This is a genomic window from Shewanella sp. Iso12, assembly GCF_012030025.1.
GTDB classification, from domain to species: domain Bacteria; phylum Pseudomonadota; class Gammaproteobacteria; order Enterobacterales; family Shewanellaceae; genus Shewanella; species Shewanella algae.
In genome coordinates this window covers 81,411-96,830 of record NZ_JAAUHW010000005.1, presented here as the reverse complement: position 1 = coordinate 96,830, position 15,420 = coordinate 81,411, and the positions used below count along the sequence as shown (strand labels likewise).

The window sequence follows — 15,420 nt, the reverse complement described above, 5'->3', positions numbered from 1 at the left end:
TGTCGCCAAAAACCCCTTAGAGCTGTTCTGTTGACTGGAAATCATAGGCGAAAACTTTAGGGTCATAGTAGTTCACAGGGTCGCCATCCACTTCGGCATAAGGATAGCCAAAGTTGTTCAGCGGCGTCTGCTCGGCCATGGGCGCCAGATCAAAGTCACGACCGAAGTTGAAACCAACCCAGTTCATTTCCCAGTTACCGAACAGATAGTCGTTGACCGCCTGCACATCGGGATCCTGGTGTTGCTTGTTCTCGGTCAAACGCATCTTGGTCACATCCGCAGGGTCGGCCGGCAACCAGCCGTAACCCGCCAGATAGAACATGGCACGGCAGTGCTGACCACCACTGACCTTGGCCAGGCCGTTGGCATCACTGCTGCCGAAGGCTTTCTTGGAGTATTTGCCCATCTTAATAGCCTGTCCAACACGGATCCCGAACATCTCCCGGGCAGGTATGCCGGCGGCGCGAGCCAAGGCCACAAATACCGAGTTGATATCAGTACACTTGCCACCCAGTTTGCCGCTCTCGAGAATAGTGGCCACATCACCCGTACCGCAACCGATAATATCGTTGTCGCGGAACATATTGGCGCTGACCCAGTTGTAGATGAGGCGGGCCTTTTTCAGCGGGTCGGTTTCCTTGCCAACAATCTTGTCTGAAGTCTGCTTCACTATGCCATCAATGGGCATATGTTTGGTGGGCAGCAGATAGCGCTCCACATCTACCGGGTACTGGATAGTTTTTGGGGCGCGATAATGCTCTAACTCGCCGTTTTTCAGCGGTTCCCAGTCGAGGGTTTCCAGCTCCATCACCAACTGCAGCTCCATCTTGCCTTTGGCATCAGGCCAGGTGGCAAACAGAGTCTTGGCGCCATAGCTGTTATCGGCAGTGATATAGGCGTCCTGGAAATTGCCTTTGAAGTTCAGCTTGCGTAGCTGCTGAAACTGGGTGTCTTCCACCAGCGGGATCCACAACTTGACCACGCCCTCTGAGCCCTCGGGTGCGATCAGTTGGTAATCTTGAGTCAGAGTGAAATGTCTGCGGCCGTCGGCGGAATAATGCTCGACGGCCTTGGTCTTCGATGTGGCCGCCATCACAGGGCTGATGATACCGGCCGTCGACAAAATAGCCGCAGTTTTTAAAAAATTGCGTCTTTGCATTATTCGATTCCTTACGTTTGATTAACAGACGAGTCAATGAGGTGCCCGCTGGCGGGCCGAAGCATTATAAGTGGCGACCCCTGGCACCGCAACAAAGCCGCAGACACAGGGTCAGTGCAGCCAGAGTCACCAGCGAGGTGGAATAGTAAGAAAAATTAACAAGTTTGCGAGACAAAACAACCATATTGGTCATCTTGTCTCGCCTTACGTTTACCAATGTAAAGCTGGTATGGCAGACGGAAAAACCGGCGCCGGATCACATTCTTACCTGGGCTTATCTCAGCCCCACTTCCACGTCGCGGATAATGAAGTTACCCGAATAAAGCGGATGGGGTTCACCCAAAGGCTCCAGGGCAAAGAAGCGTTTGTGCTCTTCACTGAGCCCCTCGAAGCCACCTATCACCTGATAGAGCCAGCTTTCCGGATCCCAGGACAGCTGTTGCTGCTGCAGATATTCCAGCGCCGAAGTGTTGCGGCCCGAGTCAATGACGGCGCAGAAGTACTCATCTACCGCCTCTTTGAGCGGGTTATCAGGAATATCAAAGTCTTCCTGAGGATTAACCGCAACCGGCACATCGTGCTCCTGCAACCTCTTTGGCAGATGGTCACGACTGATAGCCTTGATACGGGCCACCATCTCCATCAGTTGCAGTTCCTGACCGCTGTTGTTCACATCCACAGATGCCGGTGCCAGCAAGGCCTCAGCATGATTGAACAGCACAGGCACCTGCTTGTGCGCCACATGGTCGGCCACCTGGTAGTCTGGGTGCAAATCTGTATACAGCAACCAGCCTTTGAGCAAACGGGTACGACCGCGGATCTGCCTGAATCGTCCCAGCAATTCCAGTAGACGCCCCTGCACCACGCTCAGCTCCTGGGTGCAATCACTGAGAGTGTCCTGCAACATGGTCACCAGCAGGCGGCGCAGCTCACGGATATCACCGGCAATTTCGCCAAGCTCGGTAAACTCAAACAGCTCCAGGCCGTTAAGCAGTTCTGATACCTGGCTCTGGGCCAGCTCGTTTTCACGGATCTTGGCGTTAATTGAACCCACATAACCGAACTCGTTATTGATCCGGCCCCAGAGCACACGAATGGAGTAACGCAGGCTCTCGGTGAAGCTGAATACGTGTTCGGTCAAGTCCGCCAGATAGGCTTCGGCGGCGCTGTAATCCACACTGGCGCGCGCCTCACGGTAGTGATTGGCCAAGGTCTTGATGGTGGCCAGGGCCGAACCGACGTTGGCGTTGATCTGGCGGTTACGCTCATCCTTGAGGCCCTCTTCCAGCAGGGCCCTGACATTACGCGACAATCTGAGCGGTTCGTCCGGCTCGGGACGCCAAAGAATACCGTTGTCGGTAAGCTTCTTCAGCAGCGCAGGTTCCTGCCGGGTCTCGTCCAAGCTACCGGAGAGATAGGCGTCCATCACCAGTTCGGCGTTACGCCCAAGCAGCCTCAGCAGCTTGACCCCGGCCTGATGCAGGTTGCTGCTCATATCAGCTCCCTCTGGGTGGCGGTTTCAGCCTGAGCCTCCAGACTGAGGCCCTCGGTTTCATCGATAAAGCGGATCACTTCGTAGAGGTAATCCAGCTTGCCGGTGGCGATATAGATCTGTTTTTCCGGATTCGGCCGCACCAGATAGCCCAGCTCCTGCAAACGCTTGAAAACCAGTTTGATCTGACCATCGACACTGCTTGAGCTGGAGCCGAACAAGCGATACTGGCTCAGCTTGGCCAGTTGCTCGCGAAACGCCGGCGTATCCTCAATGCGGCTCTGCAATTCGGTGAGCCGCACCGCCGCGCCTTCGGTCAGGGGCGCGTCCTGGCCGCTGGCTTCCTGCACCAACACCAGCCATTCCACCATGGGGATCAACGCCTGGCAGATATCGCGAAACTGCGCCGAAATCACTTTGCGCTCGTCCTCTCCCAACTGCAGATAACCGCAGAAGAAGACTTCGCCCTCGGCGGCCTGGGCCACAGTGCGGTTGATTTGGTTGAGATAGGCCTCGACTCTGTCACGGGTGGCCGGACTCTTGAGTGAACGCCAACCTTCCTCATCCGTGGTGCGGCAGATAAATTCACCCTTGAGCAGACGTTCAATCAGGGCACCTGAGCCGACGATAGTGCTTTGCAGTTCGCTCATTACACCGCCTCCTTGGCCAAGCGCTCAGAGAGCTTTTGCGCTATGGGATCGACCTTGGGTTTAACCACCTGCAGTCGCTTGGTCTGCTTGTTGATGATGTAGCGGTTGGCAAACAAATTCAGTACCTCGGACTCAGGGTTGGGGAAAGCACCCAACACGCTGATATTGTTGTTTTCACAGGCATCGAAGATCTTCTTCACGTTAGCGTGGTGCAAGGTGCCCAGCTCATCAATCGGCCAGTGCACAGTGACATCCGCCTTGCCCCGCAGCAATCGGGTAAAGGCCAGCAGGAACTTACAGAGGATCAGATAAGCCATACCATGACTGGATGACTCGTTGAGCTGACGGTCGGTGCGGATCACCAGATCCGAGTTGCCCTCCTTGAGGCGCAGCTCAATCTCCAGCAGCTTGGCGATGCCGCCGGTCAGGGCCGAGCGGCCTATGATATCCAGTGCCCGGCGCATGCTGTTGGTATAGTGCTCATCCGGCAGGCCGGTGAAGCCTTCGGCCTTCCAGGCACGGAACGCCTTGACGAACAGCTCTAGCTCAGGCCAGAACTCCAGTTCGCTGATCCGCGAGCGGATCCTGACCGCAGATTCAGAGACGCCATCGAGGAACAGCTCCTCCCCGACTTCGCGGGTAATACGGGCACTTTGGGAGGCAATACGGCGGTCGATATCGGCCAAGACATCGTAGAAGGCGGTCAGGTCGACACCGAAGATTCGGCCCTGTTCACGCAATGCGGTAATCGACTGCGGCACCATCACATTGAGCAGTTGGGCCAGATGCGGCACCAACTTGCGGTAATCCAGCAGGCGTATGCCCTTGTCATTGACTGAGCTGGACTCTTCACGGGCCTTTTCCCAGAACTCGGATAGGCTGGAGCCTGACTTGCTGGCAATCACCTGATCGAAATGATCCACATACTGCCTGACCGAACCCAGCAGATGCTCGCGCTTGAGCAACAGCTCCTCGCCCTGACGCAGACGTTCACCCAAGCTGCCCTGGGGCTCTTCATCGTTGCGCGGCAATTTCAGCTCGGCCAGCTTACGCAGCAAGGCGCGCAACTTGGTGAGGTTTTCCGAGGCCTCTACCTGAGCGGCATCGGACTGGCGCCTTTGTAGCTCCAGTTGCTGGCGGGCATGTTTGACTTCGTTGGCCTTGCTCTTCAGCTGCTGATCCAACTCGGAGGCGGCGCGCTTGACTTCGCCCAAGTCGGTCACCAACTTGGGTTTACGCACCAGCCAGGTATGCTGATACCAGTCGTCATAGCGCAGCACTTCACTGCGGCGCTGCTCGGCAGCGGCAATGGCACCTTCCAGCTCACGGATCTCCCGCTTGAGGGCGAGAATTTTGTCTTCATCCACCCCACGGGACTTAAGCTCGTTCTTGTACCACTGCTCGCAGGCTTTTTGTTCCTCTTTGGCACGACTGCGGCGCTGATTGATGCTCTCCTTGAGCTGCTCCAGGTGCTGTTCCAGCGCGCCGACCACTTCCTGCCAGTAGGCATTCTTTTCCATTCTGGCATCCAGTGCCTGCTCTTTGAGTTCCTCCAGCCATTCCAGGTGCTGGTTGCGCAGCTGTTTCATCTCCTGATCCAGCAGCGTCAGGCGTTTACCGGCCTGCGCCTTACGCTCAGCCAACGCCTTGTTGATCTGCTCCTGCACAGTGCGGCGCTCCTCGAACAGACGCCGCAAATCGTCACGCAAATTCTTGTATGCCGTGCGGGCAAAGGTCAGCTCGCGGTTCAGTTTATCCAGTGCTTCGTTGGCCTGCACCAGTCGCTCTTCCGCTTCTTCCTGCAGCCCATAGGCGTTTTGCAGCGCATCTTCGGCCTTGGCCAGCTTGGCCCTCAGCTCAGGCTCTGAACTGGCGTATTCGGGGATCTCCAGCGCCTTGAGGTCCAATGAGATCCCAAAAAGGCTGTCGCTTTCGGCGCCGACATTGGGGTGCAAGTCAGTGCGGTGCAGCAAGTCGGGATGTACCACCTTACCCAGGTGCTGCTCCCAACCCGGCACTTCTTTTCGCAGAAACTCCAGCAAGGTGTGGGACTGGGGGAACAGCATGTGTTTGAGATCGTCCAGATCGCCCTGGCGCTCCGTGACTCTGAGCGCGGCAATTCTGAGAGATTCGCTGGCCTGATCTCTGAGTGAGCGCTGCTTACGCTCTTCGCTCATCAGCCGCTCCACCTTGGCGTTGGCGGCCTCCTGCTCGGCATCGGCACGGTCGATACGCTCGTCGAACACCGCCAGGCTGAGCTTCTCCTCCTCGGTATAAGTCACACTGTCGACCTGCAGCTTGAGCTCGGCCGCATTGAGCTTGAGCTGGTACTCCTGCTCCTGGAATTTGGCCTTGCCGTTTTCCTGCTGCTCACGGAATTCGGCATCGAGGCGCGCCAAGTCTTCCCGGGCCACTTCACGCTGCTTGTCGCGGGCCTCGCGTTGCTTATCCAGCTCCTGCTGCAGCTTTTCCAGCTCCTTGTTGAGCTGTTCACCAATCTTGCTGCGGCGGGCGTTATAGGCGGCTTCTATGTCCTGGTGCTTCTCTGTCTGCAGCTTGTGTCTTTCGCTGAGGTTCTCAAGATCGCTGCGCCACAGCGGCAGCTGTTCCAGATTGGCCTTGGCCTGTTCGATATCGGCATCGAGAAACGCCGCATGCTGGTTTTCGATGGCGTCGAGTTCATACTCCAGCTTGGCGACATCGCCCTTGGCGGCAGACAGCTCCTGATTAAGCTCATCGCGCTGCTCTTTCCACTCATCGTCCAATGCCTTGAGACGGAAGTTCAGCTCCCGCGACAGGGTCTGATTTTGCTCCTGACGCTGGGCCTCCAGCACTTCGTCATTGCGATAACCCTTGGCCAGGCTGCCAAGACGCAGTTCGGCCGACAGCAGCTCGTTGAACTCCTGCTCCAACTTGTCAAATTCGGGACGGATCTGCTCAAATCCGGCGATCAGCTGGCTCTCGCGGATCCAGGCCTCGACTCGTTGTGGATTGAGCCTTGATGCCGGCGGGTTAACGCCATCCTCTTCCAAAATGGCGGCGATCATCGACTTGACCGTTTCCATTTTGCCTTCTTTGGAATGCACCGCCTTGGCCAGTTTTTCAATATGGCGCAGTGAATGGTCGGCCTCGCACAGAGAGAACAAACGGGCATAGCTGCGCAGCTCAGTGCGGCTGGTGCCTGTGTTGAGCAAGGTGCGATCATTCTGGATGATGGCGCGAAACTCTCGGGTATTCAAAAGCTTGGTATGGTTCACTCCGGCGCGTTTCATCTCGCGGCCCAGTTCGGCCATGGTATGGCACAAAATAGTGTCGCCGTTTTGGGACTTGATATAGTCTTCCAGTTCAAATCCCTTGGCGATAAAGCGGTAGTTGACCCCTTTGCCGTCGCCGGCCGAGGCCAGCACCGCCTGATACAGCAAGCCATCACTCTTTTGGTATTCGTAAATGATATAGCTGGATTCTCTGGGCAGATACCAGCGCTCGAAGCTGTCACGGGTCGAAGGCACGACCCGGCTGGGGTATTCACCATAAAACACAGGCACCAGACGCTGCAGCGTGGTCTTACCCGAGGCGTTGGTACCACAGATATTGGTATGGCCATCGAGCTTCAGTTCCACCACGCCCGGCAGATGGGTGTCGATCAGCACTATTCGAATCAAGCTTGGCATATAAATCCTTATGCAGACAGCAAGCACCAAACGGCCAGAGGCCCCGGCACTCGCGGCAACAGGCGGGCAAACCGCCTCAATACAGCAAAACCCTTAAATTAATGGAAAGACCCACCCTTGGCAATTGAAGGGCCGGTAAAGAAAGCGGGATCCGCTGCGGGTTTCAAAGAATATTATTCAGGTTTGAACAGGCCTATCACTTCACCTGTCGCCTTATGGCTGACCTTGTCATCGGTCTGCTGCTCGCGGTAATCACACTCGACACACTCGACCGTTTCTATGCCGTTCTCCTTGAACAGCACTATGCTGTCCTGAGCCTGACATTTGGGGCATTTGGCACCGGCCACAAAGCGTTTCTTGATCCTGTTCATCTTCTGAGTCTAGTTGATAAGCAATGGCGCTATTTTGCCATATCTGTGGCCGCTGTGGCGCATTTTAAACAGCATTACGGCAATGTTTGCGCCAAGGCGCTGGAAAAGCGGGGGATCCCTGTGCCGGATGATGACGTTAGCAAAACGGGCTTACTGGCTTTGTCTTAGCCATGCGCAGTTACTGTTCAAGGGTGAAACTCGGTACAGTTTCGTTTCCTGCCAATAGAACCACACATTCTTCTGAGCCTATCTATTAGGGATGAAGTGGGATTAACTGTTAATGATATAGAATCGTGACCGCCCCATGGACACATTACTTGATGGGAAATCAATTCTTGTAGATGAACGGTTAGCTCAAATTTAATCTGACAGGCCTCGATGAAAAGGAGTAGCTGTCAGATAAGGTCTGAAGCACTACAATTTAGGAACTAATGAAATGGACACCTCCCCACAAAGACTTCAGTGAGCCATGCTGTAAGTGCAAACCAACAGCAATATGAAGAGGTGTCCCATGGAACAAATTATCGGAATTGATCTGGCAAAGCGAGTTTTTCAGGTGAATATCGTATCTGCGCAGGGTGAGAAGAAAGCGAATAAAATGATCACCCGTGAAAAATTGACGGCGTTTATTGTTCAGCAGCCTCCGTCCCGTATTGTGATGGAAGCGTGCGGCAGTGCAAATTACTGGTCACGCCAGTTCAGACAATACGGACATGAAGTTAAACAAATCAGTCCACAGTATGTTGCCCCCTTCAGAATGGGCAGTAAAAATGACAAAAATGATGCAGCTGCAATTGTCGAAGCTGACAGTCGCCCGGGTATGCGCTATGTGCCGGAGAAGTCTATTGAACAGCAGGATATTCAGTGTCTGCACCGAGATATATAGGACATCCTAAACACTTTCTAGATATATAGGACATCCTAAACACTTTCTGAGCTATAAGGAAAAGGAAAAGCTCACTGCAGGGTGTCAGTCTCTGATAAATAACGACGGATTTTTGGAAATGAGACTCTCTGAGATGAGTAATCTGCGTGCTTCATACAAAAACTGCGATTGCCAGGCAGGCCAACGGCAGGCTTAAGCCTGTTTTTGCAAAATCACCAACGGTTTAAGGTTAATGGGGATGTATTGCTTGGCTTTGTTGCTTACCCCGGCACCACTTACCGCCATATTTGGCCTTCATGGCACACATTGCATCCCATCGGCCACTCATGCCACTGTACTGACGGCGAAACTCCTTGGCGGAAGTTATCCAGGCATCGTCACTGATACCAAGCTCAAGCAGCAGTTTGGGCCTGAAACAGGCAATAAAGCCACGCTTGTCTTCCCGCACCGCCCGGCCTGTCCAATCAATCAGCTCCAGATAGTCGGCAAAGTGAAATGGAATGCCGCTTTGTTCGGCAGCAGTGGCTGCACCATCAAATTGCAGCAGCGGCTTAAGTGAAGCGTTGGCAGTTGTAGGCTCGGCAACTTCTTCTATGCGCTCCTGAATGGATGTGTAATCAGAAGTTTGCAGCGAATCTGCAATACCTGCGCGAATGGGATTTAAATCCACGTACATCATGCAGGCCAGCAGCGCCTGTTCATCGAGCAGCGCCTGCGACTTAAAGCGTCCTTCCCAGAATACGCCCTTGCAGCCATCTTCTCGATTGGCCTTGCGGGCGATATCTTCGTTTAAACAACGCATAAACCAACTGATACTGCCAAGGCGTTCCTGCCAATCACCAATCAGCGTATCCAACAGTATTCGCTCGCCTTCTGAGAGACTATCGCCCTTGAGGAACTTTGCCGCCACAGGATTGCCACTAAAGAGCCCGGTCCAACGCTCAATGACTTCAAATGGCGACAACGCTTGTTGTGCAGCAAGGTCGATGTTGAGCACCAAATGGTAGTGATTACTCATAACCGCATAAGCGCAAACGTCGATGCAGAATATTGACGACAACTGCCTGATTTTATCCACTATCCAGCCACGTCTATGCTCGTAACTGCGCCCCGACAGTGCATCTTCACCACACAAAAATGCCCTTCTGACGCAACGGTTAATCACGTGGTAAAAGGGCGTACTTTCAGCATCTATCAACTGGCGACGGGCAGTGGTCATAACCAACCTCGACTGAGCTTTGATGGGTATTTCAAAGCCTAGTCAAGGCTGTGCGAAACATCAAAAAGATATGGCTGTCCTGTTTTTGCTGTTTTTTGCTTTATGCAAGAAGAGAAGATATTCGATTCATATCATCTCTTAACCTACACTGTTCATCATCACTAAGTTGTTGATCACACCGTTCAAGATTAATCCGCTCTAACAATTCTAGAGTTTGCTCCTTGATATCATCCCTGAGAAATCCATGCTTTAGGCCTTCTTCACACAAAACCATATAAATAATTAGCTTTTCTAGCTCACCACTCTCAATTGACTTCGCATACTCAACCTGTACACGTGAAGAAGCTTGTCGAATATCGAGCCCATCGCGCATAAACTCTTCAATATCCTCATGGATAAATTCTTGAAGTTCTTCGTATGACCATTTTTCCATAATTATTCCCCCGCAAACACGTTTAGCTGAATATTAGGATAACGATCTTTAAAATCGAAAATAACATCAGTGCAACTGGTACAAGTTAACCTTTCTGTAAACAGGTTTATTGAGCCTGTTGCATTTCGATTATTTACAAGCCTTAAAGCCACATCGTTCAAGATCTTAAACTCCGTATCCCATTGTCTTGTATACGCGTCTGGCGTACCCACTCTAACATTGTCGGGATCGACTGACTTCGGTTTAAAAATCCAATCAGATTCATCAGCTAAATGCACAAACCCATCAGCGCCCTTATCGGTTGGATAGTTAATACGACTATGAGCCTTCAACTCTATTGGCAATCCTGGAATATCAAGCTGAGCGACTCCAACATTGCCGCTACCTTGAAGCTTTTTAAGTAGCTCAGCACGAAGAAACATCAAAAAGATCTGGCTGTCCTGTTTTTTGTCTTATCAAGAAACATCAAAAAGATCTGGCTGTCCTGTTTTTTGTCGTTCCTAGATGTAGATCACTGAGTTTCGAAAATAAAAGGAACTCGGCTCGATTCAAGTGATTTGATCAATCGCCAAACCAACCAACTCACACAAACCGAGCCGAGATCATGATTCTAACATTACCAACCCGCTCTGAGAGACGTTGAATACAAAAAAAGATGCATAAAACCAGAGATAAAAACGAGTGCCGTCGTCTGAATGCCATTCTCTTGTTGGTATCTGGACATACCGTTACTGAAGTATCAGGCTTGATAGCGGCGGCGCGTACTTCAATTAACAGATGGGTCAGTTGGTACACTGAATGTGGCATTGAGGGTCTGGAATCTTCAACCAAAGGCCGTTCCTGTATGCTGCCAAACTAAAGCAGGCCGGTTGGTTTGATGATTACCGGGAAAGAGTGTTCTTTGGTTAGATAATGTTCAAAGTATGCTCTGGCCCTGCCCTTTGACGTAGGGCTTTACACCTCATTTAAAAATCTTTACTCAATTCTAGACCATTAGAGTCTTTCTGAGCATAAAGAGACTCGTATTGAAATGACAAAGCAAACTCAAATGAAGTTTGCTTTGATAGATTCAACACAATTCTCTTCACATCATCAAATGGGTTAGGCAACGTAGCATCAACATCAAAATATGCTCGTAATCCAACAGACCAGTCTGCATCTTCCAAGTCTTCAGTTAATACTGTCGAATTTTCAAGATTCGTCTTAACCGACATGGACGCATTTGTATTAGGTAATATTATAGACAGCTCGGACTCCGTCTCAAACAATTCAGAATACTCAACCCCCATTAAAGCGTCTTTTATATCCTGAAGCCTAACACCCTTCGCAACTTCCAAATTGAGAGTCATAGTCATCTTAGAACTTCCTCAATAAAACATTTTCACCGTCAATCAAATACAGGTTCTGTAAACCATTCACCGGCTTTTCATCCAAAAACTTCAACATATCAGCTGAACTCAATGGGGAATCGGTAATGTTCAAAACTATATCCGGTGCCTGGTGCTCAACCTTATGAATCATATTATCTCTAATGGTGTGCGGGTTTTTAGACTTTGGAGAATACACATCTGCTGCTCTTCCATTGATTTCTAAATCTGGGTTGCCGCCTTTCCGTCCCGTATTAGGTAAATGCATCACATCCAAGCCTCGTTTCGACAAAATTTCTGCTGATTCATTTTGCCTATTGAGAGAGCGAACCATGTCAGCATTCGCGTTTGGATGAGGCAACTCAGGCTCTCCTCTTAAAGTGCCTAGTTTTACCTTCAACAATTCAGTGCTTGGAACACCTTTCGAATTCTCCCGACTTTTCAAAGGAGTGTCAACATCACCCTTTGGCGTCTTGCTATTCAGTGGAGTCTGGTGTTTCCCGATATAAGTTTGAACTGCATGGTCGTTCCGAATCGCCTTTTGGGCCTTGGCGATATCTTCCAATATGCTGCTGGCCGGGCTGATAATCCTGCTGGCCCGTTTCTTGGTCACAACAAGAAACATCAGGATCACCCCAAAGACGCTGCCAACCAGCGCCGCAAGCAGGACAAGAGACATCTCCAACATGCCATCCAAACTGACCCGGCTATGCATATAACCGGCTATTTCGGCCAGCTTATCTTTGGGAAGGGCGTCGAGATAACGCAGTGGCAGTGATTGCAATAAGGCGCGGACATACTCGTCTTTTAACAGCAAGATCAGCATTTCCATCGCCTCACCTGTGGCCTTCAAGCCATTTTCACCACGGGCACGCCATTGAGCCAGTTTGGCCTCCAGAACATCGACATCGCCTGTCATTATCGCCTCGAGCAACAAAGAAAGAATTATCTCTGCTTCCTCGAGGAATGCCATCAAGCCACTGAAATCCAGCAAATCGTCCATGAAGCTGGCTGTTCCCTGACTCAGCCCCTGTGTATAAGCCTGGCCAGTCTGCAAGGCTTGTTGCCAGATTTGCTGTTGGTTGAACTGCTCTCGCTGAGCCGTCAGCTCCGCCAGCTGTGCATCCACTTTTTGCCTGAAGCTGTCACTGATTTGCTGAACATCCGCCTGAGCGGCCAACTGTTCGCTTTTCTTGGCCATTTCCGCTGCCGCGGTGTCCAGCGACGCCGCCAACTGACGGTAGAGGTCGGGTAACCTTTGCTCTGCACTTTGGCGCTCAGCCTCATCGCCGAAGATCACTGTGGCTTCCCCGTTGGGGCAGTCTTCCAGGCAGGCCCAGCCCTTGGCATTCAATGCCCCGGTCTTTTGCGAACCATCACTGAATTCAACTCTATAGGACACCTTACCGGCCGCCGTCTCCTCTTTGTCATCGTAAACCAGTTCCAACTCCAACCTGCGTCTGGCTTGAGCGAACTTGGGGCTGATTTTGGCCGTTGGCGCCGTGGTGGGCGCAATCTGAGTAAGGCTGGGATCCGGGCTGTAAACAGGTTCGATGGCCGGGGCCAGGCTGCCGGTGGATGTCTGAAAGTGAGCACTGCTGCCTGCAGAGGCAAAACGCTTTTGGATCTGATTAACGGCGTGAGGGGAAATACCTTCTTGAATGTTGGCAACCCACTCGCCTGATTGATAACGAAATAGTGGCAAGATTGGAGTATCACTGAGGATCACTCTGCTGCCATCGGCCAGTTCCCGCTTGAGCTGCTCGAGCGAGCACCCGGACGGCGCCAAAGATACCAACTGTTCATTGTTCAAGCTTTGCCAGTTGGCCTCAATCTGCCCGGCATCGCTGAGAAGCAACTCAGCCATGCTGACTACGCGGATTACGCCCATCTACGACTCTCCCTGTCTGCCCCAAGGTAATTAGGTTACCCCTTGGTAAAACTCCTTGTTTCCTGTGGCGCTTTTTTGAGCGCGCCTGGATGGTACTGCAAGTTTTTACAAAAAGCAGCTCAGAAATATCTGAAACTTTGGCTTTTTCCGATATTTTTCGCGTCGTTAGCCGTAAAACTATACTTTTGAGGGGAGTCTTTCATTCGAAATGATGAACTACTTTTACCCCCAGGTGCCAGCTCACAGCAAAGTGTTGCTGCTATAGCCTGAGGCCGGGGTTCTGGGCTATCATCTGGCCCCATAAATTCAGCGTATTCCAAAGCAGTATTCATGATCACCATTTCCGATGCCCAGTTGATCCGTGGCACCAAGACCTTGCTTGACGAGGCCTCATTGACTATTTATCCCGGCCACAAGGTGGGATTAGTCGGCGCCAACGGTACGGGCAAGTCCTCATTGCTGGCCCTGATTTTAGGGCAACTACACCTGGACAAAGGCGAGATCAGCGTGCCATCCCAGTGGCGCATTGCAACTGTCGCCCAGGAAACCCCGGCGCTGGAGGTATCGGCACTGGAATATGTGCTCGATGGCGATCGTGAGTTTCGCGAGCTCGAAACCCAGCTGGCGAAAGCTGAAGCAGAGGATAATGGCCACAGGATAGCCGAACTGCACGGCAAGCTTGATGCCGTAGGCGGCTACAGCATACGCGCCCGTGCCGGTACCCTACTGGCAGGTCTTGGCTTTACCGAGGCCCAGCAGAGCCATCCGGTGAAGAGTTTCTCCGGCGGCTGGCGGATGCGTCTCAATCTGGCGCAGGCACTGCTGTGTCGCTCGGAATTATTGCTGCTCGATGAACCCACCAACCACCTGGATCTGGATACTATGTACTGGCTGGAGGGTTGGATTAAATCCTATCAGGGTACGCTGGTGCTGATCAGCCACGACCGTGACTTTATCGATGCCATAGTGGACGAAATCGTCCATGTGGAACACCAGAAACTCAACTTCTACAAGGGTAACTACAGCGCCTTTGAACACACTCGCGCCGAGCGTATGGCCCAGCAACAGGTGGCCTATGAGCGCCAGCAGCGAGAGCGTGCGCACATGCAGTCTTTTGTGGACCGCTTCCGTTACAAGGCCAGTAAGGCCAAACAGGCCCAAAGCCGCCTGAAAGCACTGGAAAGGATGACTGAGTTGATGCCTTCCAAGGCCGACAGCCCTTTCTATATGGAGTTTCGCGAGCCGGATGCGCTGCCCAACCCCTTGGTGAAGATGGAAGATGTGTCGGTCGGCTACGGCGACAAGGCTATTCTCAACAAGGTGCATCTCAATCTGGTACCCGGCGCCCACATCGGTTTGCTGGGGCGCAACGGTGCCGGTAAGTCCACCCTGATTAAGTTGCTGTCTGAGCAACTCTCGCCCATACGCGGCCTGTACGAGCCCAATCCCGGGCTCAATATCGGCTACTTTGCCCAGCATCAGATAGAGTTTCTACAGCTGGATGATACCCCGCTGCAGCATCTGCAGCGCCTGGCCCCCAATGCCCGCGAACAGGAGTTGAGAGACTTCCTCGGTGGTTTTGGGTTCCAGGGCGATATGGCACTTGCCCAAGTGCGTCCCTTCTCCGGTGGTGAAAAGGCCCGTCTGGTGCTGGCGCTGCTGGTTTGGCAACGCCCCAATCTATTGCTGCTCGATGAGCCCACCAACCACCTGGATCTGGAGATGCGCCACGCCCTGACCGTAGCGCTGCAGGGCTTTGAAGGCGCCATGGTGATAGTGTCCCACGACCGTCACCTGCTGAGACTCACCTGCAACGACTATTACCTGGTCGATGGCGGCGAAGTGCGGATGTTCGATGGCGATCTGGATGACTATCACCAGTGGTTGCTGGATGCCGCCAAAGCCGCAACGGCATGTATGTCTCAGGTTGACGAAGCCTCACCGGCCCAGGACAAGAAGCTGCAAAAGCGTCTGGAAGCTGAATTGAGGCAAAAACTATCGCCGCTGAAGAAACGTCAGGCCAAACTGGAAGCCGAGCAAAGCCAGGCTACCGACAGATTGGCGGAGCTGGAAAATCTGCTGGCGGATACTTCTCTCTACGAGGCCGAGCAAAAGCCCAAACTGACGGAGATCCTCGCCGAGCGCACCCAACTTTCGCAGGCGCTGGAAGAGAGTGAAATGAACTGGTTGGAACTTCAGGAAGAGATAGACACCATCGAAGCCGAGTCAGGCCTTTGAGCCGGGGAAACCCGGGTGTTGAGATTGCAAGCAAGGAGAAAAG

At 52.5% G+C, this 15,420-nt stretch carries 12 protein-coding genes and 1 pseudogene; 3 read left to right on the top strand and 10 right to left on the bottom strand.

Annotated elements, in window-relative coordinates:
* Positions 1–16 precede the first annotated feature (16 nt).
* The 5 genes from HCX89_RS11230 to HCX89_RS11210 form a co-directional block, all read right to left on the bottom strand.
* Positions 17–1,159 carry a transglutaminase-like domain-containing protein gene (locus tag HCX89_RS11230; protein WP_167716080.1) on the bottom strand — a complete coding sequence of 381 codons (1,143 nt, stop codon included), beginning with the start codon at positions 1,157–1,159 and terminating at the stop codon, positions 17–19.
* A 274-nt stretch (positions 1,160–1,433) separates the two neighbouring features.
* The gene (locus HCX89_RS11225; RefSeq protein WP_025011290.1) at positions 1,434–2,654 is read right to left on the bottom strand and encodes a hypothetical protein; all 1,221 of its coding nucleotides are present in this window, start codon (positions 2,652–2,654) and stop codon (positions 1,434–1,436) included.
* The gene (locus HCX89_RS11220; RefSeq protein ID WP_167716078.1) at positions 2,651–3,301 is read right to left on the bottom strand and encodes a hypothetical protein; all 651 of its coding nucleotides are present in this window, start codon (positions 3,299–3,301) and stop codon (positions 2,651–2,653) included. Before HCX89_RS11220 ends, HCX89_RS11225 begins: the two co-directional genes overlap by 4 nt.
* Complete coding sequence (locus tag HCX89_RS11215; RefSeq protein WP_144216742.1) at positions 3,301–6,972, bottom strand: ATP-binding protein; 3,672 nt, start codon at positions 6,970–6,972, stop codon at positions 3,301–3,303. The genes HCX89_RS11220 and HCX89_RS11215 overlap by 1 nt, the downstream gene beginning before the upstream one ends.
* A 173-nt stretch (positions 6,973–7,145) precedes the next feature.
* Positions 7,146–7,343 carry a YheV family putative zinc ribbon protein gene (locus HCX89_RS11210; RefSeq protein ID WP_025890053.1) on the bottom strand — a complete coding sequence of 66 codons (198 nt, stop codon included), beginning with the start codon at positions 7,341–7,343 and terminating at the stop codon, positions 7,146–7,148.
* Positions 7,344–7,854: 511 nt separating this feature from the next.
* On the opposite strand from HCX89_RS11210, the gene HCX89_RS11205 reads away from it, so the two are divergent.
* Positions 7,855–8,229 carry a transposase gene (locus HCX89_RS11205; protein WP_217351532.1) on the top strand — a complete coding sequence of 125 codons (375 nt, stop codon included), beginning with the start codon at positions 7,855–7,857 and terminating at the stop codon, positions 8,227–8,229.
* A 229-nt stretch (positions 8,230–8,458) separates the two neighbouring features.
* On the opposite strand, the gene HCX89_RS11200 is transcribed toward HCX89_RS11205, so the two are convergent.
* The 3 genes from HCX89_RS11200 to HCX89_RS11190 form a co-directional block, all read right to left on the bottom strand.
* Entirely contained in the window at positions 8,459–9,448 is a 990-nt protein-coding gene (locus tag HCX89_RS11200) for a transposase (RefSeq protein WP_167716076.1), read from the bottom strand.
* A 100-nt stretch (positions 9,449–9,548) separates the two neighbouring features.
* On the bottom strand, positions 9,549–9,881 hold the full coding sequence (locus HCX89_RS11195) for an Imm3 family immunity protein (protein WP_071239077.1): 333 nt from the start codon (positions 9,879–9,881) through the stop codon (positions 9,549–9,551).
* A 2-nt stretch (positions 9,882–9,883) separates the two neighbouring features.
* Positions 9,884–10,303 carry a deaminase domain-containing protein gene (locus HCX89_RS11190; RefSeq protein WP_071239078.1) on the bottom strand — a complete coding sequence of 140 codons (420 nt, stop codon included), beginning with the start codon at positions 10,301–10,303 and terminating at the stop codon, positions 9,884–9,886.
* A gap of 233 nt (positions 10,304–10,536) precedes the next feature.
* Between HCX89_RS11190 and HCX89_RS11185 the strand changes: the two are divergent.
* A pseudogene (locus tag HCX89_RS11185) lies at positions 10,537–10,734 on the top strand (helix-turn-helix domain-containing protein); the annotation flags it as partial.
* 112 nt (positions 10,735–10,846) lie between these two features.
* Here the strand turns inward: HCX89_RS11185 and HCX89_RS11180 are convergent.
* Both HCX89_RS11180 and HCX89_RS11175 read right to left on the bottom strand, forming a co-directional pair.
* Positions 10,847–11,236, bottom strand: coding sequence for a hypothetical protein (locus HCX89_RS11180; RefSeq protein ID WP_071239079.1), 390 nt, complete (start codon positions 11,234–11,236; stop codon positions 10,847–10,849).
* A 1-nt stretch (position 11,237) separates the two neighbouring features.
* Positions 11,238–13,139: a hypothetical protein gene (locus HCX89_RS11175; protein ID WP_167716074.1), complete on the bottom strand. Its 1,902-nt coding sequence runs from the start codon at positions 13,137–13,139 to the stop codon at positions 11,238–11,240.
* A 330-nt stretch (positions 13,140–13,469) separates the two neighbouring features.
* Here HCX89_RS11175 and HCX89_RS11170 point away from each other — a divergent pair, with 330 nt between their 5' ends.
* Complete coding sequence (locus HCX89_RS11170; RefSeq protein ID WP_167716073.1) at positions 13,470–15,377, top strand: ABC transporter ATP-binding protein; 1,908 nt, start codon at positions 13,470–13,472, stop codon at positions 15,375–15,377.
* The last annotated feature ends 43 nt before the right edge of the window (positions 15,378–15,420 follow it).